This window comes from Variovorax sp. PAMC28562 (genome assembly GCF_014303735.1).
Taxonomy (GTDB): Bacteria; Pseudomonadota; Gammaproteobacteria; order Burkholderiales; family Burkholderiaceae_C; genus Variovorax.
Genome location: NZ_CP060296.1, coordinates 2,721,452 through 2,741,911 on the forward strand (window position 1 = coordinate 2,721,452; position 20,460 = coordinate 2,741,911).

At 64.4% G+C, this 20,460-nt stretch carries 16 protein-coding genes and 1 riboswitch; of the genes, 5 read left to right on the forward strand and 11 right to left on the reverse strand.

Annotated features, from left to right (window positions below; genetic code table 11):
• Positions 1–86: 86 nt before the first annotated feature.
• Positions 87–1,928 carry a DEAD/DEAH box helicase gene (locus H7F36_RS12870; protein ID WP_187051187.1) on the reverse strand — a complete coding sequence of 614 codons (1,842 nt, stop codon included), beginning with the start codon at positions 1,926–1,928 and terminating at the stop codon, positions 87–89.
• A 303-nt stretch (positions 1,929–2,231) separates the two neighbouring features.
• Between H7F36_RS12870 and ettA the strand changes: the two genes are divergently transcribed.
• On the forward strand, positions 2,232–3,893 hold the full coding sequence (ettA, locus tag H7F36_RS12875) for an energy-dependent translational throttle protein EttA (RefSeq protein ID WP_187051188.1): 1,662 nt from the start codon (positions 2,232–2,234) through the stop codon (positions 3,891–3,893).
• 97 nt (positions 3,894–3,990) lie between these two features.
• Positions 3,991–5,295, forward strand: coding sequence for a PQQ-dependent sugar dehydrogenase (locus H7F36_RS12880; RefSeq protein WP_187051189.1), 1,305 nt, complete (start codon positions 3,991–3,993; stop codon positions 5,293–5,295).
• A gap of 4 nt (positions 5,296–5,299) precedes the next feature.
• On the opposite strand, the gene H7F36_RS12885 is transcribed toward H7F36_RS12880, so the two are convergent.
• The 8 genes from H7F36_RS12885 to H7F36_RS12920 form a co-directional block, all read right to left on the reverse strand.
• Positions 5,300–6,673: a TAXI family TRAP transporter solute-binding subunit gene (locus H7F36_RS12885; protein WP_187051190.1), complete on the reverse strand. Its 1,374-nt coding sequence runs from the start codon at positions 6,671–6,673 to the stop codon at positions 5,300–5,302.
• A 16-nt stretch (positions 6,674–6,689) separates the two neighbouring features.
• Positions 6,690–7,793: a P1 family peptidase gene (locus H7F36_RS12890; RefSeq protein WP_187051191.1), complete on the reverse strand. Its 1,104-nt coding sequence runs from the start codon at positions 7,791–7,793 to the stop codon at positions 6,690–6,692.
• A 48-nt stretch (positions 7,794–7,841) separates the two neighbouring features.
• The gene (locus H7F36_RS12895; RefSeq protein ID WP_187051192.1) at positions 7,842–9,521 is read right to left on the reverse strand and encodes an FGGY-family carbohydrate kinase; all 1,680 of its coding nucleotides are present in this window, start codon (positions 9,519–9,521) and stop codon (positions 7,842–7,844) included.
• On the reverse strand, positions 9,521–10,249 hold the full coding sequence (locus H7F36_RS12900; RefSeq protein ID WP_187051193.1) for an SDR family oxidoreductase: 729 nt from the start codon (positions 10,247–10,249) through the stop codon (positions 9,521–9,523). The genes H7F36_RS12895 and H7F36_RS12900 overlap by 1 nt, the downstream gene beginning before the upstream one ends.
• A gap of 28 nt (positions 10,250–10,277) precedes the next feature.
• Positions 10,278–11,537, reverse strand: a complete 1,260-nt coding sequence (locus H7F36_RS12905) for a sugar ABC transporter permease (RefSeq protein ID WP_187051194.1) — start codon at positions 11,535–11,537, stop codon at positions 10,278–10,280.
• Positions 11,534–12,355: an ATP-binding cassette domain-containing protein gene (locus tag H7F36_RS12910; RefSeq protein ID WP_187051195.1), complete on the reverse strand. Its 822-nt coding sequence runs from the start codon at positions 12,353–12,355 to the stop codon at positions 11,534–11,536. Before H7F36_RS12910 ends, H7F36_RS12905 begins: the two co-directional genes overlap by 4 nt.
• 34 nt (positions 12,356–12,389) lie before the next feature.
• Positions 12,390–13,454, reverse strand: a complete 1,065-nt coding sequence (locus tag H7F36_RS12915) for a sugar ABC transporter substrate-binding protein (RefSeq protein ID WP_187051196.1) — start codon at positions 13,452–13,454, stop codon at positions 12,390–12,392.
• Positions 13,455–13,604: 150 nt separating this feature from the next.
• Positions 13,605–14,489, reverse strand: coding sequence for an AraC family transcriptional regulator (locus H7F36_RS12920; protein WP_187051197.1), 885 nt, complete (start codon positions 14,487–14,489; stop codon positions 13,605–13,607).
• 391 nt (positions 14,490–14,880) lie between these two features.
• Here H7F36_RS12920 and H7F36_RS12925 point away from each other — a divergent pair, with 391 nt between their 5' ends.
• The 3 genes from H7F36_RS12925 (at position 14,881) to mntP (ending at position 18,720) form a co-directional block, all read left to right on the forward strand.
• On the forward strand, positions 14,881–17,169 hold the full coding sequence (locus H7F36_RS12925) for a TonB-dependent receptor (protein WP_187051198.1): 2,289 nt from the start codon (positions 14,881–14,883) through the stop codon (positions 17,167–17,169).
• Positions 17,170–17,188: 19 nt separating this feature from the next.
• A complete protein-coding gene (locus tag H7F36_RS12930; RefSeq protein ID WP_187051199.1) occupies positions 17,189–17,875 on the forward strand; it encodes a Fe2+-dependent dioxygenase in 687 nt (228 codons plus the stop codon).
• A gap of 75 nt (positions 17,876–17,950) precedes the next feature.
• A riboswitch (yybP-ykoY riboswitch) is annotated at positions 17,951–18,128 on the forward strand.
• Between the two features lie 22 nt (positions 18,129–18,150).
• Positions 18,151–18,720 carry a manganese efflux pump MntP gene (gene mntP / locus H7F36_RS12935; RefSeq protein WP_187051200.1) on the forward strand — a complete coding sequence of 190 codons (570 nt, stop codon included), beginning with the start codon at positions 18,151–18,153 and terminating at the stop codon, positions 18,718–18,720.
• A 6-nt stretch (positions 18,721–18,726) separates the two neighbouring features.
• Here the strand turns inward: mntP and H7F36_RS12940 are convergent, their stop codons facing one another.
• Together H7F36_RS12940 and H7F36_RS12945 are read right to left on the reverse strand one after the other, a co-directional pair.
• Positions 18,727–19,332 (reverse strand): DUF1439 domain-containing protein, encoded by a 606-nt coding sequence (locus tag H7F36_RS12940; protein WP_261802267.1) that lies wholly within the window; start codon positions 19,330–19,332, stop codon positions 18,727–18,729.
• Positions 19,333–19,353: 21 nt separating this feature from the next.
• Positions 19,354–20,220: an oxaloacetate decarboxylase gene (locus tag H7F36_RS12945; protein WP_187051201.1), complete on the reverse strand. Its 867-nt coding sequence runs from the start codon at positions 20,218–20,220 to the stop codon at positions 19,354–19,356.
• Positions 20,221–20,460 lie beyond the last annotated feature (240 nt).

Genomic DNA, 20,460 nt, shown 5'->3' on the forward strand with positions numbered 1-20,460 from the left:
TGGTTGCGGCACAAAACAAAAAAGGCGCCGAGGCGCCTTTTTTGTTGATCGAGTTTCGATCGATTTGTTCGTGATGCGGTCCGCGATCAGCGGCCGAACGAACGGCCACCGCCGCCGCCACCACCGCCACCGTAGCCTCCGCCGCCGCCCGAACGACCACCGCCGCCCGAACGGTTGCCGCCGTAGCCGCCACCGCCACCACCGCCACCAGATCGGCCGCCGCGTCCGCGACCGGCGCCCATGTGGTCGACGCTCGTGCGCAACGGATCCGGTTGACCCTCGACGCCGCTCGTGATCGACTCGGCGCGCTGATGCGCTACCTGATTGGCCTGGGTCGGGCTGTGGCTGTTGCCGTGATGACGCGGCTGGCGCTCATCGAGCGAGCCCTGTGGCTCACGTGCTTCGCGAGGTTCACGCGGCGCGAATGGCGCGTGATGCGGCGCACGTGCCGGGCCTTGCGGGCCGCGACCTTGACCTTGCGGTGCGCGACCACCCGGGCCACGTGGACCCTGGCCACCGCCGTTGGCATTGCGGCCCTGGCCTTGGCCCTGGCCACCGCCGCCGCCACCGCCGCGACGTTGACCGCCACCACCGCCGCCATTTCCACCGCCACCACCGCCCGAGCGCTCACCGCCCTGGCCGGCCTTGTTCTCGCGAATACGGCTGAGCATTTCGGTACGTGCGGCCTTGGCCGCAGCCTGCATCACATCACGGCTCGGCGGACGACCGGCACCGCCCCAGATCGTCTGGCGACCCATGGCGATCGGCTCGGCGCGTTCGCCTTCTTCGGGGCCGAAGCCTTCGACGATCTTCACCGGAATCTGCTGCTTGGTGAAGCGCTCGATCTCCTGCATGAAACCTTCTTCGTCCAGGCACACGAAGCTCACTGCCTCGCCGCTCGAACCGGCACGGCCAGTGCGGCCGATGCGGTGTACGTAGTCTTCGCTGACGTTCGGGATTTCGAAGTTGACGACGTGCGGCAACTCGTCGATGTCGATGCCGCGTGCTGCGATGTCGGTCGCCACCAGCGCGCGGATGTCACCGCTCTTGAACCCGGCCAGCGCTTGCGTGCGCGCGCTCTGGCTCTTGTTGCCGTGCAACGCCATCGCCTGGATGCCGTTCTTGGTCAGGAACTCGGCCACGCTGTTGGCACCGAACTTGGTGCGGGTGAACACCAGCACCTGGCTCCAGTTGTGCTCGTTGATCACGTGCGCGAGCAGCGCCTTCTTCTTGCCGCGGCCGACCGGGTGAATGGTCTGCGTGATGCGTTGCACGGTCGTGTTGGCCGGCGTCACCTGAACACTTTGCGGGTTCTTCAGCAGCGTGGCGGCGAGGTCGCGAATTTCATCGCTGAAGGTGGCCGAGAACAGCAGGCTCTGCTTGTCTTTGGGCACCAGTGCGAGGATCTTCTTCACGTCGTGGATGAAGCCCATGTCGAGCATGCGGTCGGCTTCGTCGAGTACCAGGATCTGCACTTGCGACAGGTCGAGCATGCCTTGCTGCTGCAGGTCGAGCAGGCGGCCCGGCGTGGCGACCAGAATGTCGACACCCTTTTTCAGCTTGCTGATTTGCGGGTTCATGCCGACACCGCCGAAGATCACCGTCGATTCGAGATCGAGGTACTTGCCGTAGGTGCGAACGGACTCCTCGACCTGGGCCGCGAGTTCACGCGTCGGGGTCAGCACCAGCGCGCGGATGGCGGTGCCACCGAACTTGTTGGTGCCGCTGGCGCTCAAGGTGAGCTTGTGCAGCATCGGCAGCGTGAAGGCCGCCGTTTTGCCGGTGCCGGTCTGGGCACCGCCGAGCAGGTCGTGCCCGTCGAGTACCACGGGAATGGCTTGCGCCTGGATGGGGGTCGGGGTGTCGTAGCCATGCTCGTGCACAGCTTTCAAGATGGCAGGAGCCAACTTCAGATCATCAAAATTCATTGGAAACAATAAGCGCCTTACACGGCGCAGTGGTATCGGCCCGCTCAACGTCTTGTGCGACGCGAAGCCAGTAGGGGCAGATGAAGGTCAGGAGTGGGAGCCGAGAGCTTGTTGCATGCGAATGCGAAAAGCCATCTTGTCCCCGGCAGAGAGCCGGTGTAGCGGGCAACTGGACCCGGCAACGGGGTGGATTGTCGCATGAGTCGATAATCGGAGGTTGCCGCGCCCGATTTCGAGAAAGTCGTCGTAGCGCCCGCGCAACCTTTTCGCGCAACCAACGTTTATCCAAAGCAGTCAATACAGATGGCCCAATACGTCTATTCGATGAACCGTGTCAGCAAGACGGTGCCGCCCAAGCGGCAGCTCTTGAAAGACATTTCACTCTCGTTTTTCCCCGGCGCCAAGATTGGCGTGCTCGGCCTCAATGGCTCGGGCAAATCGACCCTGCTCAAGATCATGGCCGGCGTCGACAAGGAGTACGAGGGCGAGGCACTGCCCATGCCGGGCCTGACGATCGGCTACCTCGAGCAGGAACCCAAGCTCAACAACGAGCACACGGTGCGCCAGTCGGTCGAAGAATCCATGGGCGCCGTGTTTGCGGCCAAGGCGCGTCTCGAAGAGGTCTACGTCGCTTATGGCGCCGAAGACGCCGACTTCGACGCGCTGGCGACCGAGCAAGCCCAGCTCGAAGCCGTCATCGCCACTGCCGGTACTGACTCTGAGCACCAATTGGAGATTGCTGCCGACGCGCTGCGCCTGCCGCCCTGGGATGCGACGATCGGCTTGCTCTCGGGCGGCGAAAAGCGCCGCGTTGCGCTGTGCCGCCTGCTGCTGTCCAAGCCGGACATGCTGCTGCTCGACGAGCCGACCAACCACCTGGACGCCGAATCGGTCGAGTGGCTGGAAGTGTTTCTCAAGCGTTTCGTCGGCACCGTGGTGGCCATCACCCATGACCGCTACTTCCTGGACAACGCGGCCGAATGGATTCTGGAAATGGACCGCGGTCGCGGCATTCCGTGGAAGGGCAACTACAGCACGTGGCTGGAGCAAAAGGGCGAGCGCCTGGCGCAAGAGCAAAAAGGCGAAGAAGCACACGCCAAGGCGCTAAAGAAAGAATTGGAATGGTCGCGCCAGAACCCCAAGGCGCGCCAGGCCAAGAGCAAATCGCGTCTCGCGCGCTTTGAAGAACTGAGCGACATGGAGTACCAGAAGCGCAACGAGACGCAGGAAATCTTCATTCCTGTGGCGGAGCGGCTCGGTCAGCAGGTGTTCGAATTCCACAACGTCAGCAAGTCCTTCGGTGACCGGATGCTGATCGACGACTTGAGCTTCACCGTTCCACCGGGCGCGATCGTCGGCATCATCGGGCCGAATGGCGCCGGCAAGTCGACGCTGTTCAAGCTGATCGCAGGCAAGGAGCAGCCCGACAGTGGCCAGGTCATCATCGGCTCGACCGTCCGGGCCGCCTTCGTCGACCAGCACCGCGACGAACTTGCGAACCAGAAGACCGTGTGGGAAGACATCTCCAACGGCCTGGACATCATCAACGTCGGCAAGTTCCAGATGGCGAGCCGTGCATATGCCGGTCGCTTCAACTTCAACGGCGCCGACCAGCAAAAGAAAGTCGGCACGCTGTCGGGCGGCGAGCGCGGTCGCCTGCACCTGGCCAAGACACTGATTGCCGGCGGCAACGTGCTGATGCTCGATGAACCGTCGAACGACCTGGACGTGGAAACCTTGCGCGCGCTCGAAGACGCGTTGCTCGAGTTCGCCGGCACAGTCATGGTCATCAGCCATGACCGCTGGTTTCTGGACCGCATCGCCACGCACATCCTCGCGGCCGAAGGCGACAGCCAATGGACTTTCTTCAACGGCAATTACCAGGAGTACGAGGCCGACAAGAAGAGGCGTCTGGGCGAGGAGGGCGCCAAGCCCAAGCGCATGCGCTACAAGGCGCTCAAGTAGGCCAACAGCCCGCAGCGCTGCATTGCGCTTACAAATGAAACCGCTTCAAGGCGGTTTTTTTACGCCCGCTGCAAATGGGAAATGTCACCATGAATCCATGGCAATCACCATTGCGCATTCGTGGGGAACACTGGGTACGGCCCTGTCGGTTTGCGTGGCCGCGTGCGGCGGCGGAGGCGGTGGGAGCAGTGCTGGATTCGCCGTTGCCGGATCAGGCACGACGCCTGCTCCTGCGCCGCCGGCTGCGTCTGCGCCTGCGCCTGCACCGGTGGCAGCGCCTGCACCTTCTCCCGCTCCCGCACCGCAGCCCGGCCCGTTGAAGGTGGTCGAAGTCGCTACTGGTTTGACGGCGCCCTGGAGCTTGGCCTTTTTGCCCGACGGCAAGATGCTCATCACGCAGCGCACCGGCCAGCTGCGCATTCGCAACGCCGATGGCACTGCGGTCAACAACGGCGCCGACAGCGTGAGCGGCGTGCCGGCGGTCGACACCGACGGGCAGGGTGGCTTGCTGGATGTCGCGCTCGACCCGGCCTTTGCAAGCAACCGTCGCATCTACTTCAGCTTTGCCGAAAAAGTCGGTACGGCCAACGGAACGGCGGTGGCCCGTGCCGAACTCGATGTGGTCAATCGCGCGCTGTCGAATGTCATCGTCATCTATCGGCAAGACCCGAAGGTAACCGGCAGCAATAACCACTACGGATCGCGCTTGGTGTTCGATCGCAACGGCTATCTGTTCGTCACGATGGGCGAGCGCGACATCGGCTCGCAACGTGGCTTTGCGCAAGACCTGACCCGGGGCAACGGCAAGGTCGTCCGCCTCACCACCGATGGCGCGGCGGCGCCTGGCAATCCGAGCTTTGCGCCGACGCCGGCGCAGCCCGGCATCTGGAGCTACGGACACCGTAACCCGCAGGGCGCGGCTATCAACCCGGCGACGGGCGATCTGTGGACAGCGGAGCACGGACCGCAGGGCGGCGACGAGGTCAACCTGGACCTCCCGGGCCGCAATTTCGGCTGGCCGATCATCAGCTACGGCCAGGAGTACGGCACCCTGACGCAGGTCGGCGAAGGCACGGCCAAGGCCGGCATGGAGCAGCCAGTGACGTACTGGGAAAAGAGCGATGGCTCGGCGTGGGTGCCCGGCACGGCCAAGTCGTCGACCGCGCCCAGCAACATCGCCTTCTACACCGGGGACAAACTCGTCGGCTGGAACGGCAACCTGTTTGTCGGTTCACTGGCCGGGACGTCGCTCTGGCGCATCACGCTGAACGGCAACACGTTCGTCTCGCGCGAGCGTTTGCTGGCCGATCGCGGCGAGCGCATTCGCGATGTGCGGCAAGGCCCCGATGGCTGGCTCTGGCTCCTCACCGACAACGGCAAGCTGCTGCGGCTGGAACGTTGATGCGCTAAGCGCTCGGCACCGTTGCTGTCGATGCCTTCGGCGAACTGCGCGGCCAGGTCGCAAGCAGCCGCTTTCTCACCGCATAGATGTTGTTCCGCAGAGCATAGAGCTCGTCGGTGTATGAGAGTGGCACGGTGATGCGGTGCGTCACCCGATCGAGTTCGTCGAGTTCATCGAGCAAGCCGTCGCGGTCGCCCTTGTGCGCATCGACCTTGGTCTCGATCTCGCGCAGGCGCGCATACCAGCGGAACACCCGGCTTCGTACCCGGAACTGGTAGAGCGGCGGCACGATCTTGCTCAAGGGGAGCATCAGCACGACCAGGCCGCCGAGCACCAGCCACATGCGCTCGACCAGGTTGCTGGCCCAGAAGGGCAGGTAGCGTTGCCAGAATGGTGGCGTGCCGTTGATGGCGCGATCGCCTTCGGGGCTTACCGGCAACTCGCTGGTCTTGGTGTTCGGAAAATCGCGCGCCCGGTTGAACCAGCCAGCGCCGCCATGAATCGATTGCGCGCTTTCAGCGAACAGCTGACGCAAGGCCGGATGCGTGTGCTCCCGCGAGATCAACGAAGTGGTCGCCGCGACCAACGACACGTCGTGTGGCGGCAAGTCCGATGCCAGGTCGACCACGCCGCGCGGCAACGTCACGGCGGATAGGAACGGAAAGCGCCGTGCATACGCATCGCTCTGGCCAAAGTCCATCAACTGAATGCCGGGTGCGCGCAACAAGCGCTGCACCAGCGGCGATTGCGGCGCCGACGCGAGCACGATGGCGTCGAGCATGCCGGCCTGCAACGCCTCGGTGGCGGGTGCCGGTTCGAGGTTGGACAACTGCATCGTCGTCTCGTCGATGTGGTTGGCCTTCAGCAGCTTGTCCATGATGTCGGGCACGCCGCTGCCGGCCTTGTCGACGTTCACGCGGAGGCCGCGCAACTGCGCGAGCGAGGTCAACGTGCTGGTCTTGCGATCGATCTTTTGCGCGGCATCGGTTCGATAGAAGAGCCAGAGCGGCTCATAGAACAGACTGCCGAGCGAGGTCAGGCCGGCGTCTTCGTCAGCGCCCGCATCGGCGGCGCCACCTCGCACGAAGCCCACGTCGGCTTCGCCATTGCGCAGCAACTGCAGGTTGTCCGCTGCGCCGTTCGTGGTCTTCAGGTCGACGGTGATGCCGTTGGCTTTGAGTGCGCTGGCATAGCGCTTGCCGAACTCGGCGTACGCGCTGCCGGCCGGGCCGGTCGCCAACGTCACGTGCTTGGGTGGCTGTGGGTCGAGGTACCAATACGCGGCGACCAGCGCTGCGATCACGATGAAGACGACCGGGCCGGCCGACACGATCAGGTCGCGGATGGAAAGCAGGATCAGCTTGAATGTCTTGGGCATGAATGCAGTCGAGGGTTCAGTTGCGTGTCACTGGCGAGTGCCCAGACCGCATCAGGTCGCTCGCAGAAGGAATGTCGAGTTTGTCCGTCTTGACCGATCGCGCTGCCCGCACCGCGCGCAAGGTTGCGCGCGCCACGACCTCGGCCGCCATGGTGCCGAGCACCGTCATGCCGGGTGCGTCGTCGGCCAGCGCGACGCGGCCGGTGGCCAGCACGAACAGCGTGTCGCCGTCGCTCATCGTATGGACAGGATTGATGGCGCGGGCCAGGCCGTCGTGCGCCACGTTGGCCAGGCGATTCGCCTGCACCTTGGTCAGCACCGCATCGGTGGCGATCACGCCGATGGTGGTGTTGGTGCCGGCCAGCAAGGGTTTGGGCATTTCACCGCGCAGTAAAGCGCGGCGCGTGTCGAGCAGTGACTTGCCGTCCGCGGTGCGCGCGCCGGCAACGACTTGCGCCGTGTCCGGATCGAGCACGTCGCCCAGTGAGTTCACCGCGATCAGCGCCCCCACCGTCACGCCATTGACCGTGACCGAGGCCGTGCCGATGCCGCCCTTCATGGCGCGGTCGACGCCGAAAAGTTTGCCGACCAGCGCACCGCTGCCCGCGCCGACATTGCCTTCCGCGGGTGCGGCGCGGGACGCAGCGACGCAGGCCGCGTAGCCCGACTCGGCATCGGGGCGAATGCGCGCATCGCCCATCGGCAGATCGAACAGCACGGCCGCCGGCACGATCGGCAAGGTGCCGAAGCGCACGTCGAGGCCGACGCCTTGTTCTTCGAGATAGCGCATGGCGCCATCCGCTGCGGCCAGCCCCCACGCACTGCCACCGGCCAGCATCACCGCGTGCACTTGCTGCACGAAATTGCCGGGAGCGAGCAGGTCGGTTTCGCGCGTGCCGGGGGCGGCACCTCGCACGTCGACACCGCCGACCGCGCCGTCGCGCGCGATGATCACGGTGCAGCCGGTAGGCCGGCGCGAGTCAGAGAAGTGACCGACTTCGATGCCGGCGACGTCGGTGATGGCGCCGTCGGACGGTGCCGACGGTGGTGATGCAGACGAAGCCGCGGCGGGCGCGACGGTGCCGGAAACACGGGGCGGGGACGACGACTGGAAAGACATGGCGGCCGATTATGGAGGTCGCTCCGTGCAGCCCGGTAACTCGCCGTGTCAGTTTGCGGGCTCGATTGCGACGACGGTGGTCTGGGCGTCGACCTTGTCAGGTCTTTGCCGAAGCTCTCGTGCCAGAGCTTGCAATTGCTCGAAGGCGTGAAAGCGCGCCAGGTGCAGTTCGGCGATGGCGCCGGTGTCGGGGCGGAAAGTCCTTCCTGTTTGCGACATGCCGGCCATGGCGGCGCCGACATCGTCGAAGGCACGGGCCGCCACGCTGCCCAGCATCGCGGCACCCAGCAGCACCGGCTCTTCGGCATCGGTGGCGACCACGGCCTTGCCGGTCGCGTCCGCGATGAGTTGTCGCACCAGATCAAGCCGCCCCGCACCGCCGCTGATCATGATCCGCTCGATCGGAGCGCCGGCAGCGGTCTGTGCCTCGATGATCTGGCGCAGCCCGTAGGCGATGCCGCAGATGCCCGCGATGTACAGCGCGATGAGGCTGTCCATGTCGTTGGCCATGCCCAGACCCACGATCACTGCCCTTGCATGCGGATCGGCCATCGGCGCCCGGTTGCCGAGGAATTCCGGCACGACATGAAGACCGTCCGCCAGGCGCGCTGCGTCGGACAGACTGCAGGTCTTTTGTGCGGCGATATCGGCCAGCATCGTCGCCAGAGACTGGCCCGCGGCTTGCGCCTGCTGTCGTGCTTCGGGCGCCAGCGGATGCATCGACAACAACTGTTCGATCGCAGCACCGGCCACCGACTGGCCGCCTTCGTTCAGCCAGGTGTGCGGCACCATCGCCGAGTAATAGGGCCCCCAGACGCCCGGCACGAACACCGGCGCACGGGTGCTGGTCATGGTGCATGAGGAGGTGCCGAAGACATAGGCCAGCGCAGAGAAAGGATCGCCGTCGACCCCCACGGTGCCGATGCCGCCAGCATGCGCGTCGATGACGCCAGCGCCGACCGGCGTTCCAGTTGGCAAGCCGAGCTCCCTGGCCGCGGCCGGCGTCAATCCGCTGCCCAGCGCCGTGCCTGGTGCGACGACTTTGTTGCCGATCCGCTCGAAGGCCTCGTCGGCCAGCACGTCCAGGCCGATGGTGCGGAAGTAACTCGCGTCCCAGCGGTCTTCATGGGCCAGGTAGGTCCATTTGCAGGTGACCGTGCAAGTGGACCGTGACAGGTCGCCGCTCGCGCGCCAGGTCAGGAAATCGGTCAGGTCCATGAACTGCCACGCGTCGGCGAAGACGGCGGGTTTGTTCTCCAGCAGCCAGAGCAGCTTCGGCGTCTCCATCTCTGGAGAGATCCGGCCGCCGACGTACTTGAGCACATCGTGGCCAATGGCATTGATCCGATCGGCCTGCGCCACGGCGCGATGGTCCATCCAGACGATGATGTTGCGCTCCGGGTCGTCGCTCGGACCGACCGGCAACGGCTTGCCGCCTTGGCCGAGGACGACCAGCGAGCACGTGGCGTCGAAGCCGATCCCGACCACCCGGTCGAACGACACGCCCGACTGCGCCACAGCGCTCCGGACCGACGTGCACACGGCAGCCCAGATCTCGTTGCTCGACTGTTCGACGATCGAACCCGGTGCCTGAAACAAAGCGATGTCTTGCTTGGCGGATGCCAGCATGCGACCCGCGAGGTCGAAGAGGCCGGCCCGGGCGCTACCGGTGCCCACGTCTACGCCGATGACGTATCCGTCCGGTGCTGTGCGTGTCGGGTGCTTCATCAAAGATCGACGCTGTTGGGCAGGACGACGATGTCGCGGATCGTCACGTTGCGCGGTCGCGTGAGCATGAACATCACGCAGTCGGCGACCTCTTTCGGCTGCATCAGGCTGCCGGAGGCCAATGCCTCGTCCATCTTGGCCTTGGGCCAGTCGTCGAGCAGCGCGGTCACCACCGGACCGGGTGCGACCGCGCCGACCCGCACGCCATGCTTGGAAAGCTGCCGCCGCGTGGTGTGCACGAACGCCTGCACCGCGAACTTGGACGCGGTGTAGATCGGCTCCCAGGCAACCGGGACGATGCCGGCGATCGAACTGGTAAAGATGATGTCGCCCGACTTTTGCGCCACCAGGTGCGGCAGCACGGCGTGGACCGATCGGAACGCTGCGTTCACGTTCAGGTTGAGCACGCGATCCCATTCGTCGGGATGACCTTCGACGACATCGCCGCCGACATAGGCGCCGGCGTTGGCATGGAAGATGTGCAGGCCGCCCGCCAGCGCGAGGATCCTGGGCAACATCGACGAGTTTTCTTCGGGCTTGAGCAGATCGACTGTCAGCGCCAGGGCTTCGGGCCCCAGCGCCTTGCAGACTTGCGCCAGCTTGTCGCCGTCGCGGTCGATGAGCACGACCCTGGCACCGGCGTCGACCAGCGCGCGTGCGCATTCCAGGCCGATGCCCGATGCCGCGCCGGTGATGGCCGCAACGCGACCCTTGAAAGATTCGTTCATGGTGTGAGTTTTCGGTTGGCTCGGCTGATCACGATCGACCATGCGACACGCGTGACTGGCGGGCGATCGAGTCGACGATCACTGCGATCGCCAACACGGCGCCGGTGATCATGAATCGCAGCGATGAAGAAAGGTTGAGCAGCGTCAGGCCGCTGGCGATCGACTGGATCACGATGATGCCGAGCACCGCCGAATAGGCACTGCCGCGACCTCCAAAGAGACTGGTTCCACCGATGACAGCGGCGGCGATCGCGTTCAGGTTGACGTCGCCCGTGCCGGCCTGCTGGCTGGCCGAGGCCAAACGGGCCGCGGTCAGCACGCCGCCCAGCGAGGCCAGGCTCGCGCAGAGGACGAAGGCGCTGGTAAAGATCATGTTGACGTTGATGCCCGCGCGGCGCGCAGCCTCTCGGTTGCCGCCCACCGCGTTCATCGAGCGGCCCCAGCGCGTGCGCTTCAGCGCGTAGTCCATGGCCACTGCGAGCGCGAGAAACAGGCCGAACATCAGCGGCACACCGCGTCCGTGGTTCAGGTAGGCAACCACCACCTCCAGCAACACCGTGATGGCGCCGACGCGAACCAGCAGACTCGCCACCGACGGTGCCGACAGGTTGACCGCCTGCCGGCGCGTGCGGGTGCGCAGCCCCACCAGCAGGATCACGGCACCGGGCGCCAGTGCCAGCAGGTGCGACACGATGGCCGGCATGACCAGCATTTGCCCGAAGTCGACCATCGTCGAACCGTAGGGCAGGTTGATGGAGCCGCTGTTGCCCAGCACGTACAGCTGCAGGCCGAGGATCGCCAGCAGGCCGGCCAAAGTGGCGACGAAACTGGGCATGCCGAGCCGGTTGAAAAGCAGGGCATAGACCGCGCCAATCAAGCCACCGACCAGCAGTGCGACGACGATCGCCACCAGCAGCGGCCAGCCCTGATTGACCCAGAGCATGCCGAGCAGAGCCGAAGCGAAGCCGCTCATCGAGCCGACGGAAAGGTCGATCTGCCCGACCATCAATACGCAGACGATGCCCAGCGCGATGACGCCCGTGGTCGAACAATCGAACAGCAGGTTGACCAGGTTGTCCGCCGAAAGAAACACCGGGTTCAAGCTGGTGAAAACCGTCCAGATAATGACGAGGCCGACGATCACCGGCAGCGAGCCCAGGTCGCCGGAGCGGACGCGCTCGACGAAGGCGGAGACGGTGCCGCCGAGGCCTTCAGCATGCTTGACGCGGACGTCGCTGCGGTCCAGCAGCGGCTGCGGTTGCAACACGTTTTTTGCTTCGGTGGTCATGCGTTCTCCCGCTTGTCGACGTGCTGCGCTTCCTGGCGCCGGCCGGCCCGGCGGGACACCGCGTTCTCGGTCGCGCCGGTGATGGCGGCCACCAATTCCTGGTTGGAGGAATCGGGATAGAACACGCCGTTGTTGCGGCCGAGCCGCAAGACGACGATCCGGTCCGCGACCGCCCGGACGTCTTCCATGTTGTGACTGATCATGATCACCGCGTGTCCGCGATCGCGCACCCGCTCGATCAGGTTCAGCACTTCGGCGGTCTGTGCGACGCCCAGCGCCGCGGTGGGTTCGTCCAGCATGATCAACTTGGGGTCCAGCAACAGGGAGCGTGCGATGGCCACGGTCTGGCGCTGTCCGCCCGACAGCGATGCGACGACATCGCGCACATTCGGAATGCGGGCCGACAACTCGTTGAGGAGTGTCCAGGCCTTGACCTCCATCGCGACCTCGTCGAGGCACAGGGCATTGAGCTCTCGCCCGAGGTAGATGTTGGCGACGACGTCGAGGTTCTCGCACAAGGCCAGATCCTGGAACACGGTGGCGATGCCCAGATCGAGCGCCGCGCCGGGGTTGTCGAGCGTGACCTGTTTGCCGCCGAAGTGAATGGTCCCGGCGCTGGGCTGGTGCACGCCGGCCAACACCTTCACCAGGGTCGATTTGCCGGCGCCGTTGTCGCCGACCAGCGCGACCACTTCACCGGCGTGAACGTCGAGGTCGATGTCCGTCAGGGCTGACACTGCGCCGAAGCGCTTTGAAACGTTGCGCAGGCTCAAGACCAGTTCGCCTGCAGAACGCCGTGGGGGGGTTGGATCGGTCATCGACTCGAAGCCTTCTGGTGGAGCCTGCTGTCCGTCAGTTGGAAATGCCGAGCTTCTTGCATCCGTCGGCGTAGCGCCCGGTGCAAAGTTCATTGGCCGTGGCAATCTTCTTGTCGATGATTTCCGCTTTCAGGTTCTTCGCTGTGACGACCGCGGGTACGAAGAGTTGCGAAGGCGTGTCGTAGAGTTTCATTTCCGACTTGGGCGTCTCGCCGGCCAGGAAGCCGACGGCGACTCGGGCCGCTGCGGCTGCCACGATCTCGCTTGGCTTGGAGATCGTGTTGAACTGGTCGCCCGAGATGATCAACTGCAAGGCGGCGATCGTGGCGTCGTTGCCCGTAACCGTCGGCACCGGGTTCACGCCGGCTGCCTTGAAGGCGGCGATGGCGCCCCCGCCCGTGCCGTCGTTGGCGGCGACCACGCCGATGATCTGCGTGCTGAAGCGGGTGATCTGCCCGCTCACCCACTGCTGTGCCTTGGGCGGCGCCCATTCAGGCGTGTCGAACTCGGCCAGTGTCTTGTACCCGCTGTCCTGCAGGCCGGCGTGAATGCCTTTCTTGATCAGTCCCGCAGCCGCATCCGTGGGGGAGCCGTTCACCTGCAACAGCCCACCCTTGTCCATCGGCACCTTGTTGTCCTTGAGTTGCTGCACCAGCGACTGGGCGATGGCCTTGCCGATGCCTTCGTTGTCGAAAGACACGTAGTAGTCGGCCGGCGTCGTGGGCACCGGACGGTCGTATGCGATGACCTTCACGCCCTTGCTCTGGGCGAGCTTGACGAGCGACGCCGCGGAAGTCGAATCCACCGGGTCCAGGACGATGACCTTGGCGCCTTGCGAGATCACCGAGTTGAATTGCTGCTGCTGCTGCGCGACATCGCCGTTGGCGTTTTGATAGAGCACCTTGCAGTCCGCGCAGAGCTTGCTCATCTCGGCCTTGAAGCCGGGAAAGTCATGCTGTTCGTAGCGCGTCGAAGCCTGGTCGGGCATCAGGAAAGCGACGGTGCCGGAGGGTGCGGCAAACGCTGCCGTTCCGGTCGTGAGACCGATTGCCATTGCGAGCGCGGTTGCGCCGAACGAAGGGCTGGAAAGTTTCTTCATGGGGTTGTCTCTTTTCTTTGAATGGCCGGCGCAAGGGGTTGCCGGCATGGGTTGCAAATCTCTCTCTCTCTCTCTCTCTCTCTCTCTCTCTCTCTCTCTCTCTCTGACTGTTTCGCAAGCACCTGGGTGCCTCGATGTGAAACTCCTTTCTCAAGCCGCTTCGGCAATGCCGGCGTTCTCGGCCAGCAAGGCTCGAAAGCGCGATGGCGGAATGCCCTTTTGCCGAAGAAACTGCCGGTTGAAATTGGAAATGTTCTTGAAGCCCGAGGCGAAGCAGATGTCGGTGATCGTCATGTCGTCATCGCTCATCAGAAGCTGCGTCGAGAGGTTGATGCGAAGCCGATTGACGTATTGACCGAGTGCCATGCCGGTGTGCCGGCGAAAGCTGCGCGAGAAGGCGCTGGTGCTGAGTCGCGAGATCACGGCCAGTTCGGGTTCCCCGAAAGATTCGGTCAGGTGAGCGCGGATGTAGTCGAGCGCCGCGTTGATCCCGTTCGCCATGAAGCCATGCGGGTCCGGGTGGTAGTCGCTGCTGGTCATTGGGCGGCTGCCCGTGTCCCGGCTGAGCGCGCCAAGGATCGAGGCGAAGAGTTCGATGCGCCGGATGTCGGTCGCACCGATCAACTCCTGAATCTTCGGGCCGACCATGGCGGCAGTGGCTGGCGTGAAAAGAACGCCGCGCCGGCTCATTTCCAACACCGGAAGAAACGAGCAAAGCTCAGGCAGGATTTCGGACGCATCCCGGATGAACTGCTCGTTGAACTGCAGGACGCGGCCGCGCAGCGGCACCGACGTGCCGGCGGCGAGATCGCTGACCCAGTTGTGAGGAAGGTTGGGACCGGTCAGCACCAGATGGCCCGGCGCGAAATCGCCGATGTAGTCGCCGACGAAACAGCGGCCAGTGGTCTCCACCACGTGATGGAGTTCGCACTCCGGGTGGAAGTGCCAGCGCACGGTCCTGAACGGATAGCCGTGCTCCCATGCCTTGAAGGAGTGGGCGCGTCCTATCTGAACGACCTCGAGGTCTGGTTTCATCGACTGTCTCCGTTGACGGTCGCCGACTGCTTCAGGTCGGCGCCGTTTGTCTCTGCGGCTCGGTGTCAGGCACCTCACTCGACGCGAATGGTAAGAGCGCGATCGGGTTGCCTGCTACTACGTTTCAGGACGTCAACTTATACGTTTTTGTCGTTTGCGATCGTGTTGGACGACGGGATTGCACGGAGACTTTGGCCGCCTTCAGAATTCCATGAACGGCCAAAGATGAACCTGTCTTTAGCCTGACTAGTCAATGTTTTTGTTGTTGCTTGTCTCGTCGTGTTCACAACGCCGACGCTAACAACAAATAAGAACGATTCGCAGTCAAAATTCGGGCGCTGACCGGTGCATCTTCGCGACCGCGCAGCCGCCCGATCGAAAACAAGAAACCATGACCCGACTCGACACCCTGCCAAGCCACCGAAAGCCCATCGCTCTGGCGCTCCTCACCCTTGTTTCTGTCTCCAGCGGTTGGGCCCAGCAAGCAGCGCAGCCGGCCTTGAGTCCTGCGTCCGCGGCGCCCGCCGCACCGACGTCGGCGCCGCCGACGCTGCGCGAGATCAAGGTCGAAGGCATGGCCGACAAGGCCAGCTTCGGACCGAACGCGGCGTCGATCAGCCGGCTGCCGGCCGAGCTGCGCGACATTCCGCAGTCGATCACCGTCATCAACCAGGCGCTGATGCAGTCACAGGGCGCGACATCGCTGGCGAGCGCATTGCGCAACGTGCCGGGGTTGACGATCGGCGGCGCCGAGGGTGGCCAGATCGGCACCAACATCAACCTGAACGGCTTCTCGGCACGCACCGACATCTACCTCGACGGCGCGCGTGATCGAGCCCAGTACTACCGCGACATCTTCGCGCTCGATTCGGTGGAAGTTCTGATGGGGCCATCGTCGATGCTGTTCGGGCGTGGCAGCACCGGCGGCGTCATCAATCAGGTGAGTAAACGGCCGACGCTGACGCCATCCGCCGAAGCATCGGTGTCGGCCAGCACCACCGGGCTGGTGCGCACCACCGTCGACCTCAACCAGCCGATGTCGGATACATCGGCCTTTCACCTCTCCGCGATGGGCCAGGACGGCAATGCCACCACGCGCGACCAGACCCGCCTGCAAGACGTCGGCATCGCGCCGATGCTCAAGTTGGGCATCGGGACGCCGACGCAAGTCACTTTGTCGGCCCTGGTTCAACACAACCGCGACATGCCGGACTACGGCGTGCTCGGCCTCAACGGCCGGCCGGCCAAGGTCGATCGCAACACCGCGTATGGCGACAGCGACGACCGTACGATTTCCGACATCCGGGCGTTCGGCGCGCTGGTCACGCACAAGATCACGCCGACAACGACGATCCGCAACCAGACGCAGTTGAACGACGTGACGACCGATGCGCGTGAAACATCGCCGCAGAACATCGGCCGGCGCGCCGCGAACGGCTCGTTCATCGCATCGTCGACCGGCACCACCGCCGCGCCGGCAGCGGTGTCCAGCACGCTGCCGATCGAGCAGCTGTGGGTGCGCCAGCAAAGCCACGACCGCGTCATCAACGACAAGTCGCTCTTCAATTTGACGGAACTGAGCACCAAGTTCGACACGGGATCGATCAAGCACACGCTGCTGACAGGTTTCGAACTGGGTCGGGACACCTACCGCAACCAGGCGTACTACCGCAACGGCACCTGTGGTGGCGTCGCACTGAACCCGGCGGGCACCACCAGCGGCTATGTGTCCTGCACGCCGCTGGCTTTCCCCATCGAAACCGATTCGCCACTCAACGCGCCGAGCCGTCCGGGCAATCTGGCGACCGCCACAGCCACGACGGTGGCTGCCTATGTCAACGACACGATCGAGCTGAGCCCGCAATGGAAGCTGGTCGCGGGTGTGCGCCACGACCGCTACAAGGCCGATGTCGCGAACACCGTCACCAGCGCCACGACGCTTGGCTACGAGCAGCAGACGGTCAATTTCAACAGCGTGCGTGCGGGCGCCATCTGGCAGCCGACCCCGGAGCAGTCGTACTACGCGTCCTACAGCACGTCGTTCAATCCATCGCTCGAGCAACTGGTCGCGACCACGGGCGGCACACAGCCACTGCCACCGCAGAAAAACAAGTCGTACGAGGTTGGCGGCAAGTGGGACACGATGAACGGCAATCTGTCTTTCAGCGCCGCCGCGTTCCAGATCACGCAGACCAATGCGCGCGCGCAAAACAACGACGGCACGTACACGGCCACGGGCACAGTGCGCGTCAACGGTGCTCGAGCGGGCGTCGCCGGTCGCATCACCGATCAGCTCCAGCTGTTCGGCGCCTACACGCACCTCGATGCCACCATCATCGAGGGCATCGCACCCGGCACGCTCGGCAAGACGCCTGCCAACACGCCGAAGGATTCGGCCAGTTTCTGGGCGACGTACGCCATCACGCCTGAGTGGGAAGTGGGCGGCGGCGCCACCTACAACGCGCACCGGTTCGCGAACAACACCAATCTCGTGCGGGTGCCGGGCTACGTGCGCTTCGACGCGCTGCTGGCTTACCATCAGCCCAAGTACGACATTCGCCTGAACCTGTTCAACCTGTCGAACAAGTACTACTACGATGCCTTGATTCCGTCCGATGCAGGGCGCTCCGTGCCGGGTTCGGGTCGATCGGCCACGGTGTCGCTCAACTACCGTTTTTGACAGCGCCAAAACTGCCCTCATGCTGGTCTGCATTCCGAAAGTTCTCGATGCCGATGCGCTGGCCGCGGTGCGCACTCGGCTCGACGCAGCGGGCGATGCCTGGGTCGACGGTCGCGCCACGGCCGGCCACCAGGGTGCGCCGGTCAAGTTCAATCAGCAGATCGACGAGCGTGCCGAAGTGGCGCATGCGTGCCAGGACATCGTGGCCGCCGCGCTAGAGCGCAACCCGACCTTCATCAGCGCGGCGTTGCCCAACCTGCTGTACCCGCCGATGTTCAACCGCTACAGCGAGGGCATGACCTTTGGCCTGCACGTCGATGGTGGCGTGCGCATTCATCCGCATACCGGCCGCAAGCTGCGCACCGATCTTTCTGCGACGTTGTTCCTTTCCGACCCGGAAAGTTACGACGGCGGGGAACTGCAGATGGAAGACACACACGGCATGCAGAGCGTCAAGCTGGCCGCTGGCGATCTCGTCGTCTATCCGGCGACCAGCGTGCATCAGGTCACGCCGATCACACGGGGCGTGCGGGTCGCCTGCTTCTTCTGGGTGCAAAGCCTGGTGCGCGATGCCGGTGATCGCGCGTTGCTGTTCGACATGGACACCGCGATCCAGCGGCTCAACCAGAGCGGCGCCGACGAGCGGGCGCGCCGTACCTTGATTGGCACCTACCACAACCTGTTGCGCAAGTGGAGCGACACCTGACGGTTGTCCCAGTGCCTTCGCTCTACAGAATTTTGCGCGACGTAAAGCACCGCGGCGTGCTCGAGCACCTACACTAACCTTCCCATTGGGGAGTAGCCGGCTTCCGTTTCACGGAAGCGCCTGCGTCAACATACTCGGCGTGCACCCTGCACGCTGTGGCGCAGGCAGCCTTTGCAGGTTGGCGAGACCATTGGCGTGTCAGCACGATGCGAGTCGGGCAGTGATGACACGCCTCTGTTCTTGCCCGACCGAGCCAATAAAAAGTATTTCCCACCATGAATTTCGCCGCAATAGCGTTGCTCGCGCTGGCCATGTCGACCGACGCGTTTGCCGCCGCCGTCGGCAAAGGAACGGCCCTACAGAACCCGCGCTGGTCCGAGGCGCTGCGCACCGGGCTCATCTTCGGCGTCATCGAAGCGATCACCCCGATGATCGGCTGGGTGCTGGGCCATGCAGCCGCCGACTACGTCAATGCCTGGGATCACTGGATCGCTTTCACATTGCTCGGCGTTCTAGGCGTCCGCATGATCTACGCGGGCCTGAAGACGCCTGCCGAAGAAGAGGATGAGAAGCCGACGCGCCACTCCTTCTGGGTGTTGGCGACCACCGGCTTTGCGACCAGCATCGATGCCATGGCGGTCGGCGTCGGGCTGGCTTTCCTCAACGTCAACATCTTTCCCATTGCCGCCGCGATCGGCTTCGCGACCTTCATCATGGTGACGATCGGCGTGATGGTCGGCCGTGTGCTCGGAAAAATCGCGGGCGGCTGGGCCGAGGCCCTGGGTGGCGTGGTGCTGATCGGCATCGGCTCGACCATCCTGTATCAGCATCTGCACGCGGTCTGAGCGGGCCTAACGCAACTGCACCTTGATCCCGTCGTCGACCACCGTGATGTCGCCGATCTCGTAGGTCTTGCGGCCGACGGTGAGTTCCTCTGCGGTGAAGCTGCGCAGCACCTGGTCACGCAACAACTCCTGCGCAACGATGGCGCCGATCTGCTGCACGCGCTCTGCATCTCTGCCGCCCACCCCTTGTAGTTCGAGGCGTTCGGCTTTCGGCTGGTCGAGGCGCAGCGAACGCGTAGCCACGTCGTACTTGAGCGCGCTGCTCACGGAGACGATGCCCTCCATCGGGGATGGCCGCATCAGCGGGCTGGCGATCGACAACACCGCCGTAACGGTCGCCCTGTTGCCGCGTGCGTCGAGGCTCAACTGCGGCTCACGCAAGCCGACGGTGAACAGCTCCGCATAGCGTTGCGCCACTGGAAAATGCCTGACGATCTGCGCCTGCAGTTCGACGCGGCTGGCGGTGTATTCGTTCGTGAAGAAGTTGAAGCCTGCGAAGGCAGGGGCACTGGCCGGCAGCACCGCAGCCAGGAGCGTCGCACCGACCAGGCGGCGGCGGGAAATCTGATCGGAAAACCGAGGGGACGGCCGTTGGGAAAGCATCAGGTTCATGAAGGGTTGCGTTGATTGGCGTTATGCACGGCCCGCGCGGTCCGCGCGAAAAAAATTGTCGAGTTCGTTGCCCGAAGCGGCCTGGGCGAAGCCGTCGAAGCTGCCTTGTTCGGCTATCAGTTTGGCAGCGTTCGAGAAAGCGCCCCAGGCCGCTCGTGCCAGCGCGCCACCCACGCTGACGCGTCGCACACCCAGCTCCGCCACTTCGGCCATCGTGAGATCGCTTGTCGAGCCGATCAGCAGATTGACCGGCTTGGGCGCCACGCCAGCGACCACGGCCGCGATCTGCTCGCGGGTCTTGATGCCGGGCGCATAGAGGCAATCGGCGCCGGCTGCGGCGTAGGCTCGAAGGCGATGAATCGTTTCGTCGAGGTCGGGTCGGCCGACCAGAAAACATTCGGCCCGGCCGACCAGCAGGCAGTCGCCGCCTGCCTTGTCGATGGCGCCGCGTGCGGCACGCATCCGCGCCACCGCGGTGTCGATGTCGTGCAGCGGGCTGGCGGCGCTGCCGGTGGAATCTTCGATCGACACGCCGGCGATGCCGGTCTCTATCGCGAGCCGAACGCTCTCTGCCACGCCGGCAGCATCGGGCGCGAAGCCGCTTTCGAAATCGGCATTCACCGGCAGGTCGCAAGCCTCGACGATCTCGTGCAAATGCGCCAGCACCGCGTCGCGCGAGGCCGCGCCATCAGGCTCACCACGCGACCATGCAAAACCTGAGCTGGTCGTTGCCAACGCCTTGAAGCCGAGGCCTTGCAAATAGCGCGCGCTGCCGACGTCCCAGGGGTTTGGAAGGGCGAAGCATCCCGACGTGTGCAGCTGCTGAAAAACGCGTCGCTTGTCAGCGACACCGGGGCGGGTTGATGGTCGGTTTTGGGTTGAAGTCATGAGCTGTGGCCTTTTGGGGAACATGAAGCCTTCAACTTTAGAAGGATCTCCACGCAAAAGTTTCGCAGCGCTGACGCCATTGCGCACCGCCTGAAGTGCCTCAGTTCAGGCGTCTGGGGGGTGCTGAACAACTCGGTCGGCGGGCCCATCTCGTGCACCTTGCCCTGATGCAGGAAGATCGACCGGTCGCTCACCTTGCCGCGGTGCCGAATGCGGGTCGCCAAGGTGACGCCATCGGGG